This window comes from Xenorhabdus sp. XBWT, from assembly GCF_059072735.1.
The window spans coordinates 2,020,543-2,047,542 of sequence record NZ_CM180990.1 but is presented as its reverse complement, the minus strand read 5'-3'; the positions used below and the strand labels follow the sequence as shown (position 1 = coordinate 2,047,542).

Annotated in this window: 17 protein-coding genes; 8 read left to right on the top strand and 9 right to left on the bottom strand. The window is 39.5% G+C overall.

The window, feature by feature from the left end; genetic code table 11:
- The first annotated feature begins 5 nt into the window (after window positions 1–5).
- From tssF to tssH, 3 genes are all read left to right on the top strand, one after another.
- Entirely contained in the window at window positions 6–1,880 is a 1,875-nt protein-coding gene (tssF, locus tag AC5JQI_RS09230) for a type VI secretion system baseplate subunit TssF (protein ID WP_237387891.1), read from the top strand.
- Between the two features lie 8 nt (window positions 1,881–1,888).
- Window positions 1,889–2,920, top strand: a complete 1,032-nt coding sequence (tssG, locus tag AC5JQI_RS09225; protein WP_493914514.1) for a type VI secretion system baseplate subunit TssG — start codon at window positions 1,889–1,891, stop codon at window positions 2,918–2,920.
- Between the two features lie 269 nt (window positions 2,921–3,189).
- Window positions 3,190–5,829 carry a type VI secretion system ATPase TssH gene (gene tssH / locus AC5JQI_RS09220; RefSeq protein ID WP_493914513.1) on the top strand — a complete coding sequence of 880 codons (2,640 nt, stop codon included), beginning with the start codon at window positions 3,190–3,192 and terminating at the stop codon, window positions 5,827–5,829.
- A gap of 222 nt (window positions 5,830–6,051) precedes the next feature.
- On the opposite strand, the gene AC5JQI_RS09215 is transcribed toward tssH, so the two are convergent.
- The 8 genes from AC5JQI_RS09215 to fadR all read right to left on the bottom strand — a co-directional run bounded on the left by AC5JQI_RS09215 (window position 6,052) and on the right by fadR (window position 18,028).
- Window positions 6,052–6,246, bottom strand: a complete 195-nt coding sequence (locus AC5JQI_RS09215; RefSeq protein WP_493914512.1) for a hypothetical protein — start codon at window positions 6,244–6,246, stop codon at window positions 6,052–6,054.
- Window positions 6,230–7,636 carry a hypothetical protein gene (locus AC5JQI_RS09210; protein WP_493914511.1) on the bottom strand — a complete coding sequence of 469 codons (1,407 nt, stop codon included), beginning with the start codon at window positions 7,634–7,636 and terminating at the stop codon, window positions 6,230–6,232. Before AC5JQI_RS09210 ends, AC5JQI_RS09215 begins: the two co-directional genes overlap by 17 nt.
- A 10-nt stretch (window positions 7,637–7,646) precedes the next feature.
- Window positions 7,647–9,017, bottom strand: coding sequence for a hypothetical protein (locus AC5JQI_RS09205; protein ID WP_493914510.1), 1,371 nt, complete (start codon window positions 9,015–9,017; stop codon window positions 7,647–7,649).
- Window positions 9,018–9,145: 128 nt separating this feature from the next.
- A complete protein-coding gene (locus AC5JQI_RS09200; protein ID WP_493914509.1) occupies window positions 9,146–10,648 on the bottom strand; it encodes a hypothetical protein in 1,503 nt (500 codons plus the stop codon).
- 86 nt (window positions 10,649–10,734) lie between these two features.
- The gene (locus AC5JQI_RS09195) at window positions 10,735–12,297 is read right to left on the bottom strand and encodes an META domain-containing protein (protein ID WP_493914508.1); all 1,563 of its coding nucleotides are present in this window, start codon (window positions 12,295–12,297) and stop codon (window positions 10,735–10,737) included.
- A gap of 270 nt (window positions 12,298–12,567) precedes the next feature.
- A complete protein-coding gene (locus AC5JQI_RS09190; RefSeq protein ID WP_493914507.1) occupies window positions 12,568–13,599 on the bottom strand; it encodes a hypothetical protein in 1,032 nt (343 codons plus the stop codon).
- Between the two features lie 21 nt (window positions 13,600–13,620).
- The gene (locus AC5JQI_RS09185) at window positions 13,621–16,656 is read right to left on the bottom strand and encodes an inverse autotransporter beta domain-containing protein (RefSeq protein WP_493914506.1); all 3,036 of its coding nucleotides are present in this window, start codon (window positions 16,654–16,656) and stop codon (window positions 13,621–13,623) included.
- 649 nt (window positions 16,657–17,305) lie between these two features.
- A complete protein-coding gene (fadR, locus tag AC5JQI_RS09180; RefSeq protein WP_493914505.1) occupies window positions 17,306–18,028 on the bottom strand; it encodes a fatty acid metabolism transcriptional regulator FadR in 723 nt (240 codons plus the stop codon).
- A 379-nt stretch (window positions 18,029–18,407) separates the two neighbouring features.
- Here fadR and nhaB point away from each other — a divergent pair, with 379 nt between their 5' ends.
- Window positions 18,408–19,955: a sodium/proton antiporter NhaB gene (nhaB, locus tag AC5JQI_RS09175; RefSeq protein ID WP_493914504.1), complete on the top strand. Its 1,548-nt coding sequence runs from the start codon at window positions 18,408–18,410 to the stop codon at window positions 19,953–19,955.
- Between the two features lie 172 nt (window positions 19,956–20,127).
- Window positions 20,128–20,640, top strand: a complete 513-nt coding sequence (dsbB, locus tag AC5JQI_RS09170) for a disulfide bond formation protein DsbB (protein ID WP_323853914.1) — start codon at window positions 20,128–20,130, stop codon at window positions 20,638–20,640.
- Between the two features lie 62 nt (window positions 20,641–20,702).
- Here the strand turns inward: dsbB and AC5JQI_RS09165 are convergent, their stop codons facing one another.
- Window positions 20,703–21,683, bottom strand: coding sequence for a helix-turn-helix transcriptional regulator (locus AC5JQI_RS09165; RefSeq protein ID WP_493914503.1), 981 nt, complete (start codon window positions 21,681–21,683; stop codon window positions 20,703–20,705).
- A gap of 276 nt (window positions 21,684–21,959) precedes the next feature.
- Between AC5JQI_RS09165 and AC5JQI_RS09160 the strand changes: the two genes are divergently transcribed.
- From AC5JQI_RS09160 to AC5JQI_RS09150, 3 genes are read left to right on the top strand one after another with little or no spacing between them, the layout of a single operon-like run.
- A complete protein-coding gene (locus tag AC5JQI_RS09160) occupies window positions 21,960–23,966 on the top strand; it encodes a TonB-dependent receptor (RefSeq protein WP_493914502.1) in 2,007 nt (668 codons plus the stop codon).
- Window positions 23,963–25,210 (top strand): MFS transporter, encoded by a 1,248-nt coding sequence (locus AC5JQI_RS09155; RefSeq protein ID WP_493914501.1) that lies wholly within the window; start codon window positions 23,963–23,965, stop codon window positions 25,208–25,210. The genes AC5JQI_RS09160 and AC5JQI_RS09155 overlap by 4 nt, the downstream gene beginning before the upstream one ends.
- A complete protein-coding gene (locus tag AC5JQI_RS09150) occupies window positions 25,200–26,999 on the top strand; it encodes an ABC transporter ATP-binding protein (protein WP_493914500.1) in 1,800 nt (599 codons plus the stop codon). The genes AC5JQI_RS09155 and AC5JQI_RS09150 overlap by 11 nt, the downstream gene beginning before the upstream one ends.
- Window position 27,000 lies beyond the last annotated feature (1 nt).

Genomic DNA, 27,000 nt, shown 5'->3' with positions numbered 1-27,000 from the left:
GGAGCATGGACAGTAAACTGCTTGAATATTATAACCGCGAATTGGTATACCTACGTGAAATGGGTAAAGAGTTTGCCGAACGTTACCCTAAAGTTGCCAATCGTCTGGGTATGCATGGTATCGATGTTGCAGATCCCTATGTTGAACGACTGATGGAAGGGTTCGCTTTTCTGACATCCCGCATTCAATTGAAAATGGATGCTGAGTTCCCACGTTTTTCTGAGCAATTGCTGGAGATGCTGTATCCTAATTATCTGTCTCCGACACCTTCAATGGCAATTGTCGAACTCCAGCCTGACACCAGCAAGGGAGACATCAGCCACGGATTTTTAGTACCACGTGGAATGCTCATGCACTGCCAAACCTTAAAAAAGGATGGCATTACTTTTCAATATGCTACAACACAGAATGTTGTCTTACAGCCCTTGCATCTGAAAAATGTTGAGCTTGGCAAAATCCCCGCCAATCTTCCACTGGTGGCATTAAACCTTAACCAACATGGTGCCGTCAGTGCATTACGCATACATTTTAGCTGCAAGGAGAAATTTTTCCTCAATGAGTTAAATCTCAGCAAATTAGTGTTTTTTCTTTCAGGGCCAGATATTCAGTCTCAACAATTACTGGAACTGATTATGGAGCACTCTGTTGGCATTGTGTGCCGGACTCTCGGTAATCAGCCCCAATATCAAGTCTTACCTGATATTTCCCCACATCATGAAGGATTTGATGATGATCAATCGTTGTTTCCTAACGATCCGCGTAATTTCAGTGGGTATCGACAACTTCAGGAATATTTTGCATTTCCAGCCCGTTTTCAATTCTTCAGTATCAGTGGCATGGACTCTTTACTGAAACAAACAACAGAAAAGAGTGAGTTTGAGCTGATCTTGCTTTTAAATAAAGCTGATCACGATCTGGAAAGTCTGGTGGATATTTCTTACCTGACTCTAAACTGTACACCTGTAATTAATTTATTTCCCAAAGTCACTGAACGTATCACCGTAAAAGAAAGCAGCAATGAATATCATTTAGTTGTCGATAACTCACGCCCCCTGGATTACGAAATTTTTTCGGTACAACGCCTGCACGGTACTGATATCAAAAACAAAGAGACGCAAATATTCAGGCCCTTCTGGTCTACTTTCAGCAATGACAAGGGCAATTATGGTGCTTATTTTTCTTTGCATCGTGATCTCCGCGTCTTATCTGAAAATGCCCATCATTATGGAACGCGATCCAGCTATATCGGCACAGAAGCGTTTGTCTCCATCGTTGATGAACAACACTCTCCGTGGCCTAATCAACTAAAATTCCTGACTGCTGATGTTATGTGCACTAACCGTGATTTATCTACAATGCTGCGTCAGCAAGACCTCGACAATTTTGCCATGCTGGATTCTATCCCCATCGACAAAATTGTATTTCTCAAAAGACCTACTATCCCGCATCCTGCTTTGGCACAAGGTTCCACCCCTTGGAAATTAATCAGCCAACTTCAACTTAATTATTTGAATTTTATGGATAAAGATGATGAGCAGGGAACTCAGTCATTACGGCAATTACTGAGCCTGTACGCTAATCTGGCAGAACCTGCCATCGTCCGCCAGATTAATGGCATTCGCCACTGTTCATTAAAAACGGTCTACCGACGGGTTCCTGAACCCGGGCCGATAATGTTTGCCCGTGGAGTCAACATCAGGCTTGAAGTGAATGAACAGGAATTTGCAGGAACCACTCCTTGGCTGCTGGGCAGTGTACTGGATAAACTATTCTCGCATCTGGTCACCATGAATTCATTTACCGAAATGACTCTGTACAGCCAACAACGCGGGGATATCGGTTTTTGGCCTGCCCGTATGGGTAACAAAAAATTGATATAAAAGTGAATATGAATCAAACAAACCCGATTTCCATTCATCGTATATGCCGCCTGCCAGAAGATTTTTGGCAGAAACTCATGCAGGCACCGTGGCAATTCGATTTATTTCAGACATTACGCCGTATAGATGCTCAAGCCGGAGAATATTACATGCTCGGTTCCGCCCCGTTACCGAAATATGACCTCCTGCGGTTAGGGCAAAAACCCTCCATGATTTTCGCTCCATCGACTATTTCTGAAGTCAGGCAGAGAGAAAATTCAAAACTGTATGACATCCTGATTTACAGTTTTGGATTATTCGGTCCCAATGGTCCCATGCCATTACATATCACAGAATACGCCTATGCGCGGCAGTATAATTATCAAGATCCTACTCTGGGCATATTTATCAATTTATTTCACCATAGACTGATATTACTATTCTATAGAGCCTGGGCTAATGCCCAACCAACCGTTTCACTTGATCGGCAGGATAATCAACGTTTTTGCCATTATCTGGCCTGTCTGGTGGGGATGGGATTACCCGCCCAAAAGAGTCCCGACACAATTAGTGACCATGCCCGCTATTCGTTATCTGGTCATCTATCCCGCCAAGGACACAGTGCGGAAGGACTGGAAAAAATACTGTTCAGTTACTTCGGCATTCCATTAAAAATTAATCAAAATATTCCTCAATGGCTGCAAATCGAAACACAGGATCAAGCTCAATTAAAAGCAGGCCGCAATATGCCTCGCTTAGGGCACTCCGCCTTTTTAGGAATTGCACTATATGATGTTCAACATAAATTTCGCATTGAATTAGGCCCATTAAGAATGGCTGAATATGAAACATTCCTTCCCGGAGAGCCTAAATCACAACAATTGAGTGACTGGATTCATCAATATCTGGGGATCGAATATGCCTGGGATATTCAATTGATACTCCATCAGTCAGATATAAAAGGAATTCATCTATCAGAACCGATAAAGTTGGGTCTGAACAGTTGGCTTGGCAAAATTGAACACCCTACCCACCGTGGCGATTTACTCTATACCCAATAAGTTCTGCATACCCAGTCAGTTTTAATTTACTGTTTATACCCAACATCTTCACAAGCGCCATTCCTGCCAATTTAGTGGCTTACGATGTAATTACTATACACAATGGATTTCAAGTTGCATCGCGACGGCAAGAGAGCAAATCCCCGGGAGCATAGATAACTATGTGACCGGGGTGAGCGAGCGCAGCCAACAAAGAGGCAGTTTGAAAAACGAAGTGTATAAGGTAATTACAGCATCACGAATAACGATAGCACTACGGATGATACTCTATGTCAGAAATCAATCGTTCTGTACTCTTTAGTAAACTCAATCGCGTTCTGTTCACTTCTTTGGAGAGTGCTACCAGCTTTTGTAAATTACGTGGTAATCCTTATGTCGAATTAGTTCACTGGTTACATCAACTTATGCAGCAACAAAACAGTGACTTACAGCAAATCATCCATCATTTTGCGTTAGATGAACCCACACTGACTAAAGACATTGTTGCGGCGCTAGATCGCTTACCACGTGGAGCCAGCGCTATTTCTGATCTTTCAGAGCATATTGATAATTCGGTAGAACGCGCCTGGACATACTGCTCACTAAAATTTGGTGTTGATAAAATTCGCAGTGCATATTTGTTAATCGGTATATTAAAAACATTTAATTTACGCAATGTACTAAAAACCATTTCAACCCAATTTGACCGTATTAATGCAGATACCTTACTCGACAACTTCAATGAGATTTGCAGTCACAGCGATGAAGCCCAAGAAAGTACCCTGCTCTTAGAAAACAGTACCCAGCCCGCAGCCCAACAGACAGCGACACATTCCGCATTGCAACTATCCGCACTGCAACTATATGGACAAGAATTGACAGCCCGTGCGCGCAACGGTGAAATTGATCCTGTATCAGGACGTGATGAAGAAATCCGCCAGATTGTTGATATCCTGATGCGCCGCCGTCAAAACAACCCACTACTCACTGGTGAGGCTGGCGTTGGAAAAACCGCAGTTATTGAAGGACTAGCGTTAAAAATTATTGCAGGAGAGGTTCCCCCACCTTTGCGCAATGTCCAGCTCTGGTTATTGGACATAGGGATGTTACAGGCCGGCGCTGGCGTCAAAGGAGAATTTGAATCTCGTTTACGTAAAGTGATTGATGAAGTGCAATCCAGTCCTATCCCGATAATTCTATTTATTGATGAAATTCACACCTTGATTGGCGCAGGCGGACAACAAGGAACCGGAGATGCTGCGAATTTGTTGAAACCCGCTCTGGCACGTGGTCTATTACGCACTCTGGGCGCCACTACCTGGTCTGAATACAAAAAATATATCGAGAAAGATCCTGCCCTGACCCGCCGTTTTCAAGTTGTCCAAGTTCATGAACCCGATGAAACCAAAGCATTGTTGATGCTACGCAGTCTGGTCAATGTGCTGGAACAGCACCACCATGTGCTCTTGCTGGATGAAGCCGTCGAAGCTGCCGTACGGCTTTCACATCGCTATATCCCGGCTCGTCAATTGCCGGACAAGGCAATAGCGCTGCTTGATACCGCCTGTGCCAGAGTTGCAGTCAGCCAACATGCAGAGCCACCGCAACTGGAAAATTGTCGCCACCAGATAGATGCTTTGAAAATTGAACTGGAAATCACCAAGCGGGAATCCAAGCTGGGCGTCAGTGATACAAAACGTTCAGAAATTATTCTGGATGAACTATCAACGCTGGAAGAACAAAAAACCCGGTTACAAGAACGTTGGGAACAGGAACTTTCCTTGATCGATAATATTATTTCCTTGAGAACTCAATTAAATGAGGAACAGCATGACAATGCCGAAAAAAAGCACACCGAGCTGTCAGAATTACAAGGACAATTAAAAGTATTGCAGGGAGAAGAACCCCTTATTTTTGCTGCCGTAGACAGCAATGTGGTTTCTTCGGTAGTTTCAGACTGGACAGGCATTCCTCTCAACCGCATGGTAAAAGACGAAATTGACGCAGTATTGCAATTGTCTGACACACTCAGCCAACGTGTTATCGGCCAGTATCACGGATTAGAATTAATCGCAAAACGGGTACGAACCTCACGGGCAAAACTGGATGATCCCAATAAACCGGTTGGTGTTTTCATGCTATGCGGCCCATCCGGGGTCGGTAAAACTGAAACAGCGCTCGCCCTCGCTGAGATTCTGTATGGTGGAGAACAAAACCTAATCACCATCAATATGAGTGAATTTCAGGAAGCACATACCGTATCCACTCTGAAAGGCGCTCCACCAGGCTATGTTGGTTACGGTGAAGGCGGTGTATTGACCGAAGCTGTCCGACGCCGGCCTTACAGTGTCGTTCTGTTGGATGAAATAGAAAAAGCCCATCCTGATGTCCATGAGATTTTCTTTCAGGTCTTCGATAAGGGCTGGATGGAAGATGGAGAAGGTCGTCACATTGATTTCCGGAATACGATTATTATCCTGACATCCAATGTAGGTGCTGATCTGGTCAGTTCACTCTGCACTCAGGAAGAGGCCATGCCAGAACCAGAAAAACTCAGCACTGCATTGCGCAGGCCATTATTGAACATATTTCCTGCTGCTCTATTGGGGCGTTTACTGGTTATTCCTTACTATCCATTAAGTCACGAAGTGATGACAAAAATTGTCTACCTGCAATTGGAAAGGATTCAAAAACGTTTGTCAGAAAATCATGGCATCACAGCAACATTTGATGATGCCATGGTAGAACACATCGTCAACCGCTGCACCGAAATTGAATCGGGCGGGCGCATGGTTGATGCTATCCTGACAAATACCCTACTGCCACAAATCAGCCAGCAACTGCTTTTTGCCTCCGCCCGTGATAAACAATATCGCCAATTGAAAGTATTTCTTGACCAAGGTGAATTTCAATTTGAGTTTATGGATTAGATTTGTGCATTTTCAAAAATCTCAAAAAATGTCTGAGGAAGAAAAGTATATTCTCTTAAAAACTTTTCGAAACACAATTTAAAGTTAGTGATTTAATCAGCCTAAAAACACCGATTTTTAGGCTTCTCTCATACAGTGATAAATATGTATATTACTTTCTTTTCACATAGATAATTTTCAAACACATTGATAATAGGTAATTGGATCGCAATATTACAGAAATTAGTGATTAGCACTGGAATCGGTATTACTTCCCATTTCGGTATCAGCAAGAATTTCTGTAATATACCAATGATCTTTACTCTGATCCTGCCTCAAAAAATATTGGTGTTCACCAATAGAGAATGGAACCTGATATTGATAACTCGTATCCCACGGATCTTGATGTTCATTGATAGGATCAGGTTTCCCCCCCACTGTATATGTAACCAGTAAACCAATAATTATCGTTGAATCTTTGCCCTGAGTAATAATACATACCTTTAATAAAATATGGAAACTGCGGATAATAATAATACGCCCAAATATTAGAACTATTCTGCTCACCGACTTTTCCATCTTTACTCAATTCGTAAGTAAGCGCACTAAGATCAGTTTTCGCATGGAGATAAATATATTCTTTCCCTTCGATTGAAAAGAAAAATGTCGCTCCATAGAAATTATCCCAATCGTTTTGTGTTGTTGATTTTCCCATTTTTCCGCTCGGAAGAATTTCATATATAATATAAGGATACTTATCATTGACATTTTTATCTTTACTATGAAGATAAATAAACTTCCCCGACCCCGCCTGATATGCAAACCCTACATCGTAATCACTGCCAAAATAACCATAATCAACGATTTCTTTGTTACCATTTCCATCTAATTTTGCAATTATCCAATAAGTTTTATATGTATTTCCTGACGTATTAATAAAATTCTTAGCCAGCCCAAAAATATACTGCTCTTCCTCAAGTACAAAAGGGAATATTAGATCATAAAAATTTATCCACTTCTGTCCGGTGGAAGTTTGTTCACCCTGCTGCCCGCCTGCAATCAGCTTATGTACAGTCACCAAGTGGTCACATTCACGCTGACGGAAGAGATATTGCTGATTATTGAGAGAATAAGTAAATATTGTTCTAATATACTTTCCATTGTCAGGAGGAAAAGCGTCGCAATTTAAATTACGCTGAAAATGGAGTGGTTCAGTTGCATAAACTGTTACATCAATATTCAAGAAACCAGTGAGTGTTACAATTTCCCCCTCTTTATTTGTATTATAAAGTTCAAAACTTGCATTTCCTGCTGCATCAGTATCCACAGAAGTGGACTGCACTAACTGACTTTTCTCAAAAGAAGCAGAACCTGTAACACTTAAATCCAATTTACGTTTGGAAAGATTCACTCCTGAACCTGTCCCAGTAAGAATCGCATTCACTTTATTACTCTGCACACCATCAGCCATTGCATAGTCATTAATGACATTAAAATTAAGTGTGTAATGTGCCGTCGCCTTGAAATGATAAGGTTGTACACCAATCTTTTGACCACTTTCCTGAAGAAAAACAGTTAACTGACCATCACCACCGACATCCGGGCCTATGATCACTACAGAGGCTTCCCCTGTACTATCTGTATGACAAGAAAATTTTCTTTGACCTGTGTCCTTGCCATTCACGACAAAGCTACCCAAAGAACATTCAAAAATTAATCCTAAATCAACCAATGTAATAAACTCTTCATAGACCGTAGCCTGAAAATTAGTAGCAGACCTTCCTTGGATAAGGTCATAACTTTGAGAAAAACTGACTAAGATATTCATATTATTCTACTCAAAATGTAAGTGGATCGACAAAAACAATAGTATTATTAATTTGCTGCATCGAAATGCCACCAACATTAATAGTGAACTGAGATCGAACCGCTTTATTAGATGTCAACGCATAAATGAGCATCTTATTACTATCAGGATTAGATATTTGTGAAACATTAGTAGATTCATTAATACTAATATTGGAATCATCGAATTTCACTATAATATCAGTAATTTTATTTGAAAGAATTTTAATAAGAAGAAAACATTGACAAACGCCATCTGCAACACCATAAGAACTATAAGTATAGATCAGTTTTCCATCTGGAGGTGTCAACCAATTTGAGAAATCGAGCGGGATCTTATAAGCAATAACAGGATCTGTATAGTTAAGTATTAACATACTGTTTTTAGTAATATCATCACTATAGATATTAAGATAACCCACACCATTCTCATCTATATCACTCAGCAATGTATTATTAGAATCATCACTAAAGTGGGCGTTTGTTAGCTGAGCATTAATAAGCTTACTACTACTGATATTATTTAAATCTGTATATATTACTGCTGTTAAAAAAGGTTTTATATCTTGATCACTGCTAGGTCTGGCACCAATATTTTTGGTTATTTGCACTTTAACATTGACATTATCAAAATCATTAAAGATGGAAATTTTTGAACAACCGGAAGCTATATTTTTATTGAGAACAGAAAAATTTGCGACAATGTATTTTACTTCTGAAATATTCACTTTATCTGTTTTCAATATACAATCTACATAACCAGAATTTATTTGTTCTTGTATCAATACTATACTTTCATATTTAAGAGAATTTAATTCTCCACCATTTTCATCGAAAATAGATGCTGTAATAACGATAGTATCAGAAACCGCCAAATTTTTAAATTTAGCACGAACCCTAACTCCATGATATTTAATAATTAAATGTAAATTCAATATGGATTTCTTAGCATCTTTAAAAACAAGCTCATAATCTGAATTACCCATATCATTACCTCCTAGAATAGTAATATTTGAAGTTAGTGAATAAAGATAATTGTCATCAAAATCTTTTACTGTATATTTTGCCTTGCATAAGCCAAATACATTTAGCTCACTTACATAAAAAAATAAAAAATAAAAATCATCATCTAATTTATCTGGTGTTACATAGTAAGGAATACTCTTTACTTTATCATTGATATTATCTTTTAAATAAATCTCCCCTTCTATCTTATCTAATAGTTCCACCTGTTGATATTTATCTACCTGCATCACTATATACTTAACACCCATAGCTATTATTTCAGGGATATTAATTACACCATCAGAATTAGCTTGACGAAACTTGGGCGGCAACAAAGAATTTTTATTTTTTGGGCTCATAAACTACCTTTTTGATAAAATTTTCCAAAAAAATATATTCCAAATTAATGGAAAAATAAATAATTCAAATGTTAAGTCTTACTAAGTCATTAAAGAAATATTATTTTAATCTTTTTTGTTTTTGTCTTTTAAAAAGTAACAATATGACCTGACCAGATACCACCATATGTCATATCACGCTCATTATCATCACCGATTTGATAATCAAAGAAAATTTCACCATCATGATACGGAAAAGCCAGATTATTATTCAATAAATTATAGGGTATATCAAATTTCAAGGTCGCTGTTTTTCCGCCTACGCTATCTGGTTGATACGGCATATTGCCGTTAAAAACATGATTTATTGTTTGGGTATTCGAATTAATATATAAGGTCAGAATAATTTTTGAACCCAGTTTTATTTTAGTAGCATCACTATTATCATTAGTGCCTGTTATTCTGACAAACAAACCTGCATCATTTGAGTTATGAATATGATTAGATATCTTATTGTTATTGATACCTTCACCCTGTTTTATCAATTTATCAAAACTGGAATAAACCTTACAAGGTTCATATATTCTATCAACATCTTTCCACGGTTTATTTGGCCTTCCTCTATAAGTCACATCTGTAGGACTGGATTTAACCAATACATGTCCATCTGATTGAATTAAAATATAATTTAACTTAGATAATTCATTCTGCTTAAAAATAAAATAAGATAATTCTCTTAAACATGAACTGAGTTTATCTGCATCAAGAATTCTAGTATAGTACTTATATTCTTTGTTAACAAAAAAAAATAAAAAATCACCAAGTTTATAATCTTCACACGGTGACATATCTACCCAGAACTTACTTTCTCCCTCTGATTTTAAATTACCATCAATAGCAGTGATTATATTTAAGGGTTGCCGATTATCTTGAATATCATCAACAGTGATAAAAATAGGATTTTTAGAAGAAACAAAATCAGTTGAATTTGGTATTATAGAAAAAAATTCAATAACTAGCGGTAATGATTTTCTAGGTGTGATGAAGAATTTCACTTTTCCTTTGTTATCTGAATTGACGAAAAAACCATAATATATGCCAAACTTCTGTATATTTATTATTAGATTTCCATCATCAGAATAAATACATACTTCTTCTAACTGATCAATGATATTACTCTTTATGAATACAGGAACACCTGATAGTACTACACCTTTTTTATCTCTTAAGACAGTATGAACTTTAGTTGATATAGCTCCTATTTGAGAATCATTAAATGATTCTGGCATTACTAAAGAAACAGTATCGATATTTAACTCTAATGAATTTGAATTAATTGTTTTTGCAGTATATTTTAGCGTTTTTGGCTGAATATCATTTAATGATGTTTTTACAGAAAAATAAATCTCTTCATTTTCCGACAAAGAGTTAAATACAACAAGAGTAACTGTTACCATAGCCTTTTTCCTATTATCTTTTAAAATTAATAGGATGTCATCAGATGGTACAGTAATATTTTTACTATTATAAAATGAGATAGTGATTTTATCGTCTATATCTTTATCACATGATACTGTCACAGTAAATAAAAAACTTTGCCCTATTACTAAATCACCATTATTAGGTAAAGAAAATTCTATTGTGCCAGACATAGTTATATTCTCTTTAAAAGATAAACTTGGTAACTTATGGGCACATTTATAATAAGTGCCCACTGTCTATTTTCTCAATATAATAGCTAGTTAACAGTATTAATTAGCCCATTCCAAGCTACACTATGTTGTAAATTTTCGTTCAGATAAAATTGATAGTCAAAGCTGATACTACCATTCCCTCTTATATCAGTAACATCTTTATAAGGAATATTGAAGAATATTGAATTTGCATTACCACCTGTACCACCGATTTCATTTAAAGTAATTTGTTTAGTGTAAAGTTTCTGGAAATTTTTATTTTCCGAGTTTATATACATAATTAGGGTAATATCTGTTATATTTAATGGAACTGGATTTACTGTAGCCTTGGGATTATGAGTATCAGAACGTACAATCTCAATAAATAATCCATCATGCTTATACTCAGGGTATTGCATTACACTATCAGGACTGATCCAATTACTGGATGGTATGATATTATTGGAACCCACTCCAAGACTAGTATGAACTATGCAAGTGTTATAACCTCTTTCAACTTTCGGATCTGGTTCATAAGGGATTCCCCCTAAATAAGTCACTGGTAATAAATCCGAATATAGAGCATGCCCATTAGGTTTAATCACTGTATAAGAAAATTGAGACGGCTCATTTTGTATAAAAATAGAATAAGGGAGTTGTATCGTGTACTGATCTAACTGGCTTTGTGGATCCACAAGAGGTATCGCATGGTCAATATAATGGCCATTAACGAAAAACAAAATCATATCACCTTTTTCCAATTCATTATCGTCAATGTCTACCGAAGTTAGAAAATATGACACGCCGCCATTTGCAGATATACCACTGGGATCATAGCCAAGAATACTTGGTGTCCCTATAGAATTCATATAGCCAGGATCACTGTAATTAACTACATAGATTTTCTTAGAGAACGCTTCATACATAGTATTCAAAATAATAGTTCTTAATTCAAGTATGTTCACTAGAGATAATTTAGGGTAAAGATAGAATCTCACTACCCCTTGATTATCTGAAGCAATATTTAATCCTTCATTCGGCCCAACTTTTTCAGGAATGATTTCATTTGTATTTTTAGAATCCTTAAAAATAAACTCTTTCATTTTATGACCAGCTAATGAAGTAATAAATACAGGTGTACCAATTAATTTTTTATGAGTATTTTTATTTCTCAAAGTGGTATGTATTGCGGTATATGTTGGTTGATTACCATCTGGTAATACTTGTAGATAAGGTTTTTCAATAAAAAATGATAATGTATTTGGATCAATTTCATTCGCTTTACCTGTAAATTGTACAGGTGCAAAACCATTCCCACCAGCAGTTGCATCAGTAGTTACGTCAAATGTAATAGGAGAGCCATCTTTTATAGGCTGACCACTCACTTCCTTAAGCACTGTAAATCCCAACTTTTCAGAAGCTGTTAATGAATCAGGATCGTAAACAAGCTGAATAATCATCTCATCGAATTTTATGTTATTACTGTTATTATTCTTAATGATAATATTCTTGTTTGGTAGAATGAGCTTATCCGAACTTAATGTCACAACAAAACTAACATACTGACCTATAACTAAATCAGCATTAGTTAGAATTGAAATTTCCATTTTATTATTTTTATCCGGCATTTTATCACCTCATATTTTAATAATAGTCATAATTATTTGATTTATCTTGCCTGATTTAAAATAAATTTATTGTATTAATTGCTTCTAATATTAATATCTTAAAGATTACAAAATAACAACTCAATGTTACTATTCCTTAGAAGTTAGTTTGTTATTTTTAGAATAAAGGCACGGAAACAAAAAAACCAATGATAAAAAGTTATCAACTGATAACTTTTTATCATTGTAAAATGTTATATATTCTTACTTATATAGTTCATTTACGTCTCATTAATTATTTTTTCCATAAGCTAAGTAACATAAAACGATTCCCTCTGAATAATCATCGAAAACATTATTTTTAGAATCATAAATTCTAAACTCATCACTATTATTAAGATTAGTATTTTTTACTACAATAGTGACTTTGTTTTTATCCATCTCAGGATAGCCACTAAACACTCCCCAATTATATAAATTACCAAATTCATTATGCAGAGCATAAATGTCTGTCGGATTAGAAGCTTCCTTATCTGAATATAGATCATTATACATTCCAGTTAGGAAAGATTCTCTTTTACAGTCAATATTATCAGTTATATTTGTATACCCATTACTGCTAGAACTTATTTTTGTCATTTTGACAGCAGATATTTTATATTGATAAAATTGTATTTCTCCACTTTCTTTGTTTATTGTTGCAGTTATTGTGGCAGAACCCGGTGCTTGAAATAGTATAGGACCACTTCCTGTACCAAATGATAACATTTCATCTTTATATAGTGGTGAGTCAACATCAAGCATTCCATAAGTAATTTCATCTTGGTTGAAAGAACCAGAACTCCTGGATTCTCTTAATTCTCCCCGTAAAGTGTCGAAAATAGTATGCGGGTGGCGTTTACCATTCGTATTATCAAAGTATCTACTTTCGCTTTTATCAGCATTATAGACATATAACACCGCAGATTGCACAATAGGATTAAATGCCACTTGTTTATCTGCATCAAGTTTCGCCTCAGTACCATCTGGTTCAGGTATTTTTAATGTTACCTTGACATTTTTAACCCCCACACGGCTCTTTAATTTTGCATATAAGTATCCTTTCTCATCTGTTTTAAATTTGTCCTCATTGGTAGGGGAATAAGCTTCAGGCTGAGGAAATTTTGCGGGTTCAATCTGGTCATGATAGTGCTTCCACTTCACATCTTTGAACGTGTAGCCAGGAATGGCTTCTTCCTTGTCTTTTGTCACAATCAATGCCCTGTATTCATACTCGGATATTCCATCACCTTGCAACGGCTTATTTTTATCAAAATTGGTCACTTCAACACTGGCAATCTTAAACTATGGCGGTGGTTCAATAAAATTCATCAACACTGAACACGCCGGCGAGGCGGGCGTTCTGCCATCAATATCAAGGCAAGCTTTCACCTGCTGTGCCTTACTGCCAGTAAGATTCGCTTTCAACGTACCATCATTGGGATTCACAAACTGTAGAGTATCCGGTGATGGTGATAAAATAACATCCGGTGTATCTGTACCATCGCTAAGTTGCGGTTTAGTCCACTTGAATTTAATATCCTGTCCTTTATATGCGGTTTCATTTTTCTTACGCCATACGGTTGCAATGAGGGAATATTTTTCTTGCCTACCGACAGTAACATCATGATCTTTTGGTGATGTATTGATGGTAATTTCCGGCCAGATAAAATTAATTTGTCCCTTTGATTCTCCTTGATCGGGCTGACCCTCAACAGAAGCCGTAACGACAATATCTGAAACAGCTATGTTACTCGTTAATGTTGCCATCACTTCCCCATGCTCATTGGTTTTATCTGAAGGGGGTGCCGGTTTAAAATCTGAATGGTCTTTAACCATCCAATTCACTGTCTTTCCCGGGATTCCTTGACCAACCGCATCAGTCACTTTTGCCGTACATCTATAACTTTCATCAACCAATACAGGAAGTTCACCATTAGCCTTACATGTCACATCAATATTTTCAGATTTAATCGAAACCGGGTCTGCTGTAACCGCAGCATGGTTCTCAATAGCCAGTGAAACTTTCACCCCATTTAATGGAACTTTGCTATCCAGTGTTGCGATCAATTCTCCTTTTTCATTCGTCTTCGTTGTTTGTGTGGTTAATGTAACATCTTGCCCTTTGTCATCTTTGGCTTTCCAAATAACACCATCAATTGGTTGACCGATTACCCGCTTATTTTCACGATCAACAATAGTCGCTTTAAAGGTATAAGATTTTCCATCACCCACAGTTAAAGGACCTTCAGGGCTAACAGTCAGGCCACCATCAATGTGGTAACTTGATTTATCTGCAATAAACGCGACAGACTTGGCTGAAACGGGAGTTTTCTGTTCTTCTACAGAAAGAGAAACCACGACATCATCGACAACCGCCGTACTGCTCAGTGTAGCTGTCAGTGTGCCGTCAGGCCCTGTGCTGTCCTCACCATTTTTGAAGGTGAATGTAAGCCCTGCGGTATCACTATTCTTATCCCAGTGAATGTTGGTAATCTTCTGGCCTTCGGGTGCCGCTTTGCCATTCCCGTCGACGATATAGGCCGTATAGGTATAAGTATTTTTACTGTTGGCAATAAGCGGGCCATTATTATCCACTACGATATTTTTAACCTGGTATTCGTGAGATTTATTCTTATTCTTGCTAAACATCACTGAACCTATTTTTTGCCGTGGAGCACCATCCAGCTGCATATAAACATCTACGTTGTTATACGGTTTTTGGCTGTATAAAATGTTAGGTATTAATTGCCCTTTTTCATCGGTTAATTGTCCCTTTTCATTTGTTTTGGCGGATTGATTATTCCATATAAACGCCAAACCAGAATCACTATCTAAAGCAGGTTCCGTTGTCCAGGTGACTTTATCAATTCGGGCATTATTTACCGTTTTTCCTGATGGTGAACCCTTATAAGTAATAACAGGTGAATCAAAGGTATACCCATTTTCTTTATTGCCTGTTGATTGTGGCGATTCAGGGGGAATAATCTTCACTTTTCCATCTATCATAAAAGGCAAAACTTTCATGGGAACCTGAACGAGTTGTTCTTTTCCCTGACTATCTGTCAGCAATATATCGAGCATGTAAGCATTTTCATGCGTTTCTTGATAGCTGGGGAGAGTAATGATATTGCTTTTACCTGAATCAGAAGAAAGTTTACCCCGATTATTCTGAAATGCTTTATCCGTGACATCCCAACGAATTTGTTTAATATCAGAACCCGGGGGAACGGGTACATTGACTGTTATATCTTGATGCCCGTATCCGATAATAGGTTCCAATGATATCAATTCTTCCTTTTTTATTTTTTGGTGATCCAAAATAATATGATTATTTCTTTCCACCAAATCGTAACGGCTACCTGCCAATGTCCGCATCGAAGCCATATTAGCCGGTAATAGTTGAGTACTAATAGGCACTCCAAATTTGTAATTTAAGTTTGCCAAAAACTGTGTTTCAGTATGACCACTTTCTCCTTGTTTATAATCCACCCCCATTGTAAATAATGGTACCGGAGTATAAGTCAAACCAAATGTAGCCAAGCTGGGGTTTTTCTGCTTGGTATCACGATTAAATAAAGCTACGTTATCACCAAAATATTTCTCATATGTCAGTTTCATCCCCAGACTCGGATAAGCAGGCAAGAAAAATTCCCCATTAATGTCATAACCATTGGCAGGACGTTCGTGATGATCTTGAAAGTTTCGTGATTTTTGCCAATCATTTAAACGGTAATAGGTATTAGCGGAGAGTTTAATATAATCCCCCCAGATTTCTCCCCCCAATCCCAAACGCTGATTTTTTCCAGTAAGGTCATGATCATAAAAAGTATTTAATCCATACATCCAGTTCTGATAAAAATAGCGGCTACCTAAACCCAGATTAATCGTATTCCGGCTATCTCTGTTGCGATAACCCAATTGGGAAAAAAACAGCCAATCGGTCTTGTTATCATAAAGAGGCATTAGTATATCGAGGGAATTATTTTTCAGTGTAAATTCTCTATTTAACCCAAAGTTTATTCTGGCAGTACCAAACTGCGATAACCATTTTTGAGCCTCTGAAGATAAGGAACCATTAAATTTCCCCAAAGCATAAGATGTTGCTTGTTTTGCAAGTTCTGAAGGTGAAGAAGATAAAATATGACTTACAGTTTTGACACTGCTGCCAATGATATGTGACGTGACAAGTTCTGAAGTATCATCAGTTTTTTTTAAATGACCATACAATATGTCAGGTTTTATATTATTTTCTGCTAGCGCGTTAATTATTGTAGAAGGTATCAATAACACATAGAAAAAAATAAAAAAACAGATCATTTTCCTTATGTAGGATGACATGAATAATCTCCTCAGGAATTTTTATATCAGATGATGAATTTTAACTCATTCTTTATCTCATTAAATAAGGTTTAAAGTAATGTCACACTATTTTTGAGAATTTATTTAACAGAACTTATTTGTTTCTTATTAAATAGTAGTGCTAAATTTAAATTTGCATCATTCAAAATAGTTATCACATCCTCAGCGAAGGATACTGTTTTTTCTTGACTTAACTGAGGAAAACCAACTGACGATTAGTTCTTGATAAGAATAGTAATATAAACACAGGAACTTATATAATGGCATGGAGTAATTTAAGGAAAATGAAGTTAATTTAGCCTGTTTTTAATTCATCATTGATATCTAAAAAGAATCAGTTTTAATAAAAATCATCAATGAAACAGTAAAATTCTTCTGACTTCATCATGTTTTAATTCACACATCAAACTGATTAAGTAAGTTAAAAAATTAATTATAATGGTTTTGTCACCCAATCTCTGCACTTTATTGATGTTGTAATGGTACAGATGCTTGTTTCCGGGAACGAAACAGACTTCAAGGATTTTCAAAGAAAAGATAAAACATAAAACCCTGCTACACAGTTAACTATGCAGCAAGGGAAAAAGCGCAATCAACAACACCACAAATAAAAAAATAAAGAGTGCAATCAGCCGAGGCGTGCTTCGGTTAAGTCATTGATCATAGCACTCTGCATACCGTGCCAGATAAGCCCGCTCTCTTTGCCATAATTACGCACACAATCCATGATGTTGTCATAAGATTTTTCCCGGCACAGTGAACTCAACTGCTGGTAAAAAGTCAATGCCAGATGACGTGCTTCAGGGCTTGAGAAGTAATAACGACCAACGCGGGTGTATAACCCCTTCAACCCATTGATAATCAAACCATAAATTGGATTTCCTGAAGCAAAAGCCAAACCACGGAAAATATCATAATCCACAGAGCTGAAAGACTCCGCAGTATCCTCCACATTTTCCTTTTCCGCCAAAACTTCCAATGATTTTTCAGGATTATTCCTGAACGCAGTACGAATAAAGATAGCTGCAATATTGGTACGTACTGCCAATAGGTTATCAATTAACTGGGGAACGCGATCATGGTCAAGGCGCGCCAATGTCTCCAGAATATTAAGACCGGATGTTTCCCAGAAGTTATTTACCTTTGTTGGTTTTCCATGCTGAATAGTTAACCAGCCATCACGGGCAAGGCGCTGCAACACTTCACGCAAAGTCGTACGGGTGACACCGATCAATTCAGATAATTCACGTTCTGCTGGCAGGATGGAACCGGGTGGAAAGCGATTATTCCAAATACTTTCAATGATATACTCTTCCGCGAAACTCGCAGGACTTTGAGCCTTAATTACCATAATTTTAATTATTCCAAAGCAGTTTTCCTGGCTAATAATAGCTACTGATCATACCAGAATGTGCTTGTTCGACATAGTTACCTGATGAATAAACCACGAAAGAGTGAAAGGGTTCATAAAAAATGCAATCATTCATGGATCAATCATGTGCTAATACCCTTAAATTGATATCTTGTTGAACTTACTATACCCATTGGATTTCAAGATGCAGCGCGACGGCAAGGAACGAATCCCCTAGAGCATAGATAACTATGTGACTGGGGTGAGTGAGCGCAGCCAACAAAGCTGCAACTTGAAAGACGACAGGTATATATCAATATATTTAGTTATGGCTGTTTAGATTTGTTCCACATACCCACAAAGAGGAATATTAATAATAATGGAAATCAGTATTCGACGTGCAGTGGTGAAAAACTTTCTCGGCAATTCGCCGGATTGGTACAAACTGGCGATCATCGTCTTTCTTATCATTAATCCACTGGTCTACTTTTTTGTCAGCCCCTTTGTTGCTGGCTGGATGCTAGTTGTTGAATTTATCTTCACATTAGCAATGGCATTAAAGTGCTATCCTTTGCAACCCGGCGGATTACTTGCTATTGAAGCGGTTATCATCGGCATGACTTCGCCAAAACAAATAAGCCATGAAATCAGCAACAATCTGGAAGTTATTTTATTGCTGATATTCATGGTTGCAGGCATTTACTTCATGAAACAACTGCTACTGTTTGTTTTCACGAAGCTACTGTTGAACATTCGCTCCAAAAAAATGCTGGCACTGGCATTCTGTCTGGCAAGTGCTTTCCTATCCGCTTTCCTTGATGCTCTGACGGTCATTGCCGTCGTTATCAGTGTTTCAGTCGGGTTTTACGCTATCTATCACCAATTCCTTTCCCAAAATGGCAATTTTGAACTGGGTGATGATAAATTCATTGATAGCGAAGATAAAAAACAGACGCTGGAACAGTTCCGCGCATTCCTGCGTAGCCTGATGATGCATGCAGGTGTTGGTACCGCGTTGGGCGGTGTAATGACCATGATAGGTGAACCACAAAATCTAATAATCGCTAAACACGTTGGTTGGGATTTTTTCACTTTCTTTATCCGTATGTCACCCGTGACCATTCCAGTATTTCTTTGTGGTCTGGTGGTTTGTTTGTTGGTTGAACACTTTAAATTGTTTGGATACGGTGCTGAATTGCCTGAACGCGTTCGTTCTGTTTTAGAAGACTACGACAAAAAAGCCAGTGAAAAACGTACCCGCCAAGAGAAAGCCCAACTTGTTGTTCAGGCATTGATCGGTATTTGGCTGATCGTCGCACTGGCCTTCCATTTAGCTGAAGTCGGTTTGATTGGCCTGTCAGTGATTGTTCTGGCAACTGCATTTTGTGGTATTAATGAAGAACACGCACTGGGTAAAGCGTTCGAAGAAGCCCTGCCGTTTACCGCATTATTAACAGTATTTTTTTCCGTAGTTGCCGTCATTATTGATCAACAATTGTTTACACCATTGATTCAGTTTGTTCTGCAATCGTCGCCCGCTTCACAGCTTTCTTTATTCTATCTATTCAATGGGCTGCTTTCTGCGGTTTCTGATAACGTCTTTGTCGGTACGGTTTACATTAATGAAGCCCTGACTGCCCTGAAAAGTGGTCTGATTTCGCAGCAACAGTATGAATATTTAGCCGTTGCCATCAATACCGGTACCAACTTACCATCCGTGGCAACACCAAACGGACAAGCCGCGTTTCTGTTCCTGCTGACCTCTGCCCTCTCTCCGTTGATTCGTCTCTCTTATGGTCGGATGATGATGATGGCATTGCCTTATACCATTGTGATGACGTTAGTGGGTCTGCTGTGCGTCGAGTTCTGGCTTGTCCCTGCCACTGAATATCTCACCCAACTCGGTTTGATCACCCCGCTTTACTGATTGACCAAACTTAAAGTTACGCCCTGCCGGATAGTATATAAAACAACACCATCCGGCTTTTTTATTCATTTATTCCCTGAAGAATAGCCCGGTTTATTTTAATTTTATTTTTTTATGCTCAGCGAAACGGCACAATAAGCCAATCACCTATCTTGAAAAATGGAAAGAAAAAATGTTTCAATTTTTAAAACAAAGCTCTCAAGGGCGAGGTATTTGGCTATTAATGGCGTTGACAGTTCTTATCCTAGAAGCAACGGCGCTTTATTTTCAACATGTGATGTTGTTGCAACCTTGTGTGATGTGTATTTATGAGCGGGTTGCGCTGTTCGGTATTTTAGGGGCGGCATTGCTGGGCGCAATCGCACCTAAAACCCCTCTGCGCTGGCTGGCAATCCTGCTGTGGATTTACAGCGCATGGCAAGGATTGCGGCTTGCCTGGGATCACACCATGATGCAATTATATCCTTCTCCGTTTAATACCTGTGAATTTTTTGTCAGTTTCCCGTCTTGGTTGCCATTAAACAGCTGGCTGCCTTCGGTGTTTAATGCATACGGGGATTGTTCAATAAAACAGTGGGAATTTTTAACACTGGATATGCCGCAATGGTTGGTTGGGGTTTTCATTGCCTATTTTCTGATTGGCATCTTAGTGCTGGTAAGCCAGATTGTCCGGAAGAAAAAATAGATATTCAGAATAGTGCCGCCTGCATGGCAGGGGGCACTGGATAGATAGCACGTTAAAAGTTTCTACTGACTTTCTGCTGCAATCGATTCTGTCCTGAGTGTATGATTCATGGCATATTTCACTTGCCATGCTTTAGGATTGATCAAATAATGTTGCCGGAAGCGTTTAGAAAAGTGACTTGGGCTGGAATAGCCTACTGCAACAGCAACCTCAATGACACTCATCCCTTTTTTCAACAAATCTTCTGCCGTAGTCATACGAACATTTTCCAGATATTGATGAAAAGTACGAAAAACAACCGCACGGAATCCCTCTTTTAATTTCCGTTCATTCAACCCCACCGCTTTTGATAATGTTTTTATTGTCCAAGGGTAATGATAGTCGCTATTAATTATTTTTATCGCATTGTAAACAGCCCGACGCTGCAATCCATTGATTGCATTATATTGGTAATCATAAATTTGGGCAGCCACACAGGCGAGTATTTCTAACGACTTTGCCTTTAAATAAATCTTTCTGACACTGCCATTTAATTGACATTCTTCTATTTGATTGACTATCTGCATAAATGGCGGATAGATAGGACGGGCCATCATCAGGACATCATTATAGCTCGCATTTTTTTCAAAACCTGCTGTTAACTTGTTAAACGATGGCAGCTCCTGAGACTTAATTTCGTTCAGAGAAAAACGGATATCAAGAATATGCCATGCTCCACTGCCGAATAAATTCATGCCACGCGTTATTTTAGGAGAATAAAAAAATATCATTGTTCCCGGACTAATATCTAAAACATCGCCATTTTCAATCGCCATTTTCCCCTTTCCGCTCAGAATAAAAGCAATCGATACAGTTGGCGGCCCTTCACAATATTCAGTGAATTCTTTGCTGAGTTCGAAACGAACCCGGTTTATATGAATTCCGTCTGATAACTCCTCAATTAGAAAAGGAAAATTCATTTTATTTTCATCTACATGTGAATTCATGCAACTATCATGGCCAGTAGTGAAAATTCCCAATTTCTCACTATAAATCGTTTTCATCAGATCCCCTGTAAAATTAACTTCAGACACGACTTACAAACCAGTTCCACGGCAAAAACAGCATATTATGAATATTATTCTTTTATTTTATATATATATGAATAATGTGAATATCACGCAATTTATCATTAGTGATAATCATTATCAATAGTGCGCATCTCGCTACTTTTGTTCCTATCCCGTTAGTTATTCTTTTTGGGCCTCGCTAGTCTTCTTTTCGGTTTTTGTTTTACTCCCTGTAAAACAATCTTTGAAAGAGCACCAAAGAGTATTTATATGAAAAAAAGATATGCTAAAGCATCTGTCTTATGTTGCCTGATTTCACCTATAGCTTGGGCGGAACATGTTCCTGAAACCACAGATGACATTTTGATTGTGACGGCGAATAAACGGGAAGAAGCCTTAACTAAAATTAACGGCAGCATTTTAGTTAAAACCGGCGAAGAGCTTGAGCAGGCGGGTATTACCCAAGTACAGGATCTTGAACGTGCTTTTCCGGGATTACAAATTCGCTCTCGTGGCAACCGAACCTATTCAGCAACCACAATCAGAGGGATCAGCTCACCCGATTATTATTCCCCTTCTATCCGGATTTATGTTGATGGTGTTCCTCAAGACCATCAATTCCTGACACAAGAATTAATCAATGTAGAACGCGTAGAATTATTACGTGGTCCTCAAGGCACCTTATACGGCGGAAACGCTCAGGCAGGTGTTATCAACATTATCACCCGCTCTCCAAAAGAAGGTCCTTGGCTTAACCTTTCCGGTAATTATTCTAAGCTGAAGCAAGGCGGGTCTTTCAGCGGATCAACGCCTCTTATCGAAGGCATACTTTATGGCAGTACGAGTCTGCGCTGGGTAAAAGAACCCGGACAAATTGATGTCCCGAGCCGCGGTGACAAAAACATTGATTCCAGCAAAACCTGGCTGGGTAAAGGACAACTGACATTTGCGCCGGAAGACTCTCCTTTCAGCGCTGAACTCAGCTTTGCTCATGAAGACCTCAATTCACATGAAGAACTTTATTTGACCGACGAACAATTTCGCCGGAAAGAATACCATGGAGATGTCCCTGATCTGATACGACGCGTTAACAGTTATGCACTCAAAGCTGAATATGATTTCAGCAACACTGCATTAACCAGCGTAACGTCCTATCAGGATCGCACTATTTTCCGTAACTTCATCGGAGGTAAATGGAAAGAGAATCACCACGCAACAACCCAAGAGCTGCGTTTAAATTCTGACTACTCAAATGGAATATCCAGTGTTCTCGGCGGCTGGTTCTCAGATGAAAGCAATAAACATCTGGTTGGTGCTTATCCTGTTTACTACAGTGATTCCCTGAATACAATTAAAACAAAATCACTGGCGCTGTTTGGTGAGGTTAAATTACCGGTTGCTGCTCAATGGGATCTAACCCTTGGCGGGCGTTTGTCACATGAAAAATCACAGATAGCCTACTCAGGCCGTTCTGGCACGATGCCAATCAGCGCCTTTGATAATCAAGTTTCCAATAATGAGTTTACACCTAAAGCGGCTTTGGGCTGGCAATTCACACCTGAAACCCGCTTCTATGTCTCTGCCACCAAAGGTTATAAACCCGGTGGATTCAATAACATTGTTTCCTACGCCAGTGATAGAAAACCTTACGATACTGAAACCTCAAACAATTATGAATTTGGTTGGCATACATCGTTCTTTAATGACGCAATGACATTAAGCAGTGCTGTTTATTACATTCATTCCAAAGATAAACAGATTTATGTTGGCCCGATAATTGGTATGCAGTCCATTCGGAACGCCGGAAAAGCAGACAGTAAAGGTATTGAGCTGAGTAGCCAAATTAAGCCAATGCAAGGACTCCGGTTCTCTCTTGGCGGTAGTGCGGGTAAATCAAGTTTTACAAATGCGACCGATACTACAACTGGCGTCAGTTATAACGGCAAACGTCTGCCTTATGCACCCGATATCATGCTCAATGCAAGTGTTGATTATCTTATCAATCAGACATTCTTACCGGGAAATCTCTATGTAAATATGGGTGCCCGCCACTATTCGAAAAGCTACTTTAATGAAACGAATACCCTTGAACAAGGTGCATATACTCTCTATGACGCTTCATTGAATTTAGAGATGGCTCATGGTGTCAACATTAAACTTTATGGCGAAAACCTGAGCAATAAAAAGTACCGTGTTTCTAGTTTCGAGAAAGGCCAGACGCTCAATATGTTGAGTAAGGGCTTGAATGTTGGGCTGGATGTGAGCATTGCACTGTGACGCATAATATTTCAAACTCTCGTCATATCTCGTTACTGCTTCTGACTTTGGCTGGTGTTTACACCATCCAAAGTACCATTGGCATGTTAACGCTACAGAGCATGCCCGCATTTCTGCGCAGCCACGGCGTTACTCCGGATAAGATCGGGTTACTTTATCTGTTGATGTTGCCCTGGGCATGCAAATTCCTTTGGGCGCCGATTGTAGAGCGTTATCGTAAATCAGGATCGGAGGATGCCTCCTCCCGCCGCCTCATGTTATGCGGTAATTTTTTAATTTTTCTTCTTTTTTGCTTAATGTCATTGGCTACACCTGCCGAACATATGCCGCTGATCCTCGCGGCCCTGTTTCTGATTACACTTTGCCTGACCATAGTCGATACCACCACAGATGGTCATGCCATCGACCGATTGCCACCGCAGCAGCGTCCCTGGGGTAATGTCATGCAGGTTGGGGGCGGCTATCTGGGCACTATTGTCGGCAGCGGTCTGTTCTTATATCTTACCTCACTGTATGGCTGGCACATTGGTACGGTCGCATTAGCCATCATGGTTCTCCTGCTGTCTCTGCCTATCTTGTTCATCCGTAAAACGCAGGGAAAGAAAGAAGCGGACGTTTCAAAGGCGGTCTCTCCTCCATCCCTCAAGAATGCATTACGCCGTACTCCGGTTAAACAGGCATTGGTTTTAATACTGTTGTGTATGACCAGTACACGCCTGTCACTCGGTATGTTCTCCCCGTTTTTGGTCGATCATGGAGTAGATTTAACTCAGCTTGGCATTATTGCCGCCAGCGGTGGTGCATTAGCCGGATTATCCGGGGTCCTGTTTGGCGGTATCCTTGTACGTAAATTAGGTGCCATTCAGACATTATTGGGTCTTATGCTGGTTGAGTGCACGGTGCTGTTGGGGATTTTCTGGCTTGCCCAACAACCAGAATCTTCCGTATCCCTGCTTTCAGCAGCATACGTCTCCATCATGTTAATCACTGCGGCTAAATTTGTTGCCTTATACACCCAAATGATGTCCTTGGCGGCAGGCGCCCAATCCGGTGTAGATTTTGCGTTGATGCAATCCGCCGATATGTGTGTTGCCATCATCTGTTCAATGCTCGGCGGGCTGATTGTTACCAAATTTGGCTATGCTTCCCTTTTCGCCCTCGCATCTCTCTTCACCCTCATTGGCCTGTTCTGGACATTACGCAAACACCACGCTTTCCAAAAGGAAAACACCTATGCCCAGTAACGACTCTTCTGCCCAGAATTCGCCGGAGCAACGTGCCGCTGATGCCGGTGTCCTTAAGGCATTGTGGAATATGATGCGCCCATACCGCGCCCTGAGTTACTTTGCGATTGCGCTTGCCATTGTTTCTGCGGGCCTGCAAATTCTGCCGGCTGCGGTTGCCGGTCTGATTACTCAGTCCATCCATGACGGGCAATATGCCACACTACTGAGTTACGGCGTCATGTTATTAGGCTCCACTTTCGCCGCTATGCTGACTTTCAGTGGTTCAACGTTTGTTTCTCATCTGATCGCTGCCGACGTCCAGGCTGATGTTCGTCGCAACATTAGTAATAAATTGAAGTCCGTTCCCCTGGGCTTCTTCGTGCAGACCGACAGTACCGAAATCAAAAAGATGATGTTAGATGATGTCGAGCAGCTTGAAGATGGTATTGCTCACATCATCCCAGAAATGTCAGCAACTCTGTTCGGCCCACTTATCGCATTGAGTGTCATGCTGGCTATTGACTGGCGGCTGGCACTGGCTGCATTCGCCCCAACTCTGGGCGCTTGTCTGTTATTCATCTATATTCAGATGAAAGTTCAGGCCACAACTCAGCGTTTTTATGCAGCTCAAAACCGCATTGCTTCGACGATGGGGGAAGTTATTAATGCAATCCCCGTGGTAAAAACCTATTCAGGCGGCAATATTGCGCTACAACGTGCCGAAGAAGCATTTACTGCCCTGATGCGTATTATTGATATTTGGGTTGAAAAAGTGCAGGTCAAATCCAGTCGATTTTTCGTGCTGGCCAGTGCCAATCTGCTGTTTGTACTTCCGTTAGCGGTCTGGTTATTTAACCGACAGGAAATCGCTGTATTTGAATTTACCTTCTTTATTCTGGCTGCCATGGCATTCGGCAATATTGCCTCCTCCATGTTTGCTGTAATGACCCGTTTGCAACAACAAGAGGCATTAATCACACGTTACCACTGGTTAATGAATCAACCTGAACTGGCGCCCTGCGTCCAGAGCCAAACCCCTGCCGATCACAGTGTGATTTTGCATAATGTCAGCTTCTCTTACCAAGATGAACAGGATAATGCATTAAATAATATCTCGTTCTCCGTACCCGCCGGAAGCTCACTGGCTCTGGTAGGAGCCAGTGGTTCGGGTAAATCTACTGTCGCCAGCCTGATCGCGCGTTTGTGGGACCCGCAGCAGGGCAAAATTACTGTCGGTGGTGTTGATATCCGCAATATGGATGAACCCACCCTGCGTAACAATATCTCTTTTGTTTTCCAACGGGTCTTTCTGTTCAACGATACGGTAGCCAATAACATACGGTTAGCCCGTCCTGATGCGTCACAGGCTGAAGTTGAAGCCGCCGCCGCCGCCGCACAGGCACATCAATTTATCCAACAGTTGCCGCAGGGCTACAACACGCGACTCAACAACGGTATCAGCTTGTCGGTAGGCGAAAAACAGCGTATCGCCGTTGCCGCTGCTATTCTGAAAAACGCGCCAATTCTTGTTTTGGATGAAGCAACAGCCTATGCCGATCCGGAATGTGAGAAAGAGATGCAACAAGCCCTCAATGCACTATGCCATACCCAAACGGGCCACAATAAAACAGTGATTGTCATTGCCCATCGCCTGCCAACCATCCGCCATCTTGATCAAATAGTGGTTCTGGATAAAGGGGAAATCATTGAACAAGGAACCCACGATGAGCTGAGTGCACAACAAGGCGCATATGCCAAACAGTGGGCGGCATGGCGGGGAGAAAATACCGGAACAGGAGTAAATTAAC

Coding starts and splice junctions, on each gene's coding strand:
- fadR (WP_493914505.1), bottom strand. CDS start 18,028: ATGGTAATTAAGGCTCAAAGTCCTGCGAGTTTCGCGGAAGAGTATATC.
- tssF (WP_237387891.1), top strand. CDS start 6: ATGGACAGTAAACTGCTTGAATATTATAACCGCGAATTGGTATACCTA.
- AC5JQI_RS09195 (WP_493914508.1), bottom strand. CDS start 12,297: ATGCCGGATAAAAATAATAAAATGGAAATTTCAATTCTAACTAATGCT.
- nhaB (WP_493914504.1), top strand. CDS start 18,408: ATGGAAATCAGTATTCGACGTGCAGTGGTGAAAAACTTTCTCGGCAAT.
- AC5JQI_RS09160 (WP_493914502.1), top strand. CDS start 21,960: ATGAAAAAAAGATATGCTAAAGCATCTGTCTTATGTTGCCTGATTTCA.
- AC5JQI_RS09205 (WP_493914510.1), bottom strand. CDS start 9,017: ATGAGCCCAAAAAATAAAAATTCTTTGTTGCCGCCCAAGTTTCGTCAA.
- tssH (WP_493914513.1), top strand. CDS start 3,190: ATGTCAGAAATCAATCGTTCTGTACTCTTTAGTAAACTCAATCGCGTT.
- AC5JQI_RS09165 (WP_493914503.1), bottom strand. CDS start 21,683: ATGAAAACGATTTATAGTGAGAAATTGGGAATTTTCACTACTGGCCAT.
- AC5JQI_RS09150 (WP_493914500.1), top strand. CDS start 25,200: ATGCCCAGTAACGACTCTTCTGCCCAGAATTCGCCGGAGCAACGTGCC.
- AC5JQI_RS09185 (WP_493914506.1), bottom strand. CDS start 16,656: ATGTCATCCTACATAAGGAAAATGATCTGTTTTTTTATTTTTTTCTAT.
- dsbB (WP_323853914.1), top strand. CDS start 20,128: ATGTTTCAATTTTTAAAACAAAGCTCTCAAGGGCGAGGTATTTGGCTA.
- tssG (WP_493914514.1), top strand. CDS start 1,889: ATGAATCAAACAAACCCGATTTCCATTCATCGTATATGCCGCCTGCCA.
- AC5JQI_RS09200 (WP_493914509.1), bottom strand. CDS start 10,648: ATGTCTGGCACAATAGAATTTTCTTTACCTAATAATGGTGATTTAGTA.
- AC5JQI_RS09210 (WP_493914511.1), bottom strand. CDS start 7,636: ATGAATATCTTAGTCAGTTTTTCTCAAAGTTATGACCTTATCCAAGGA.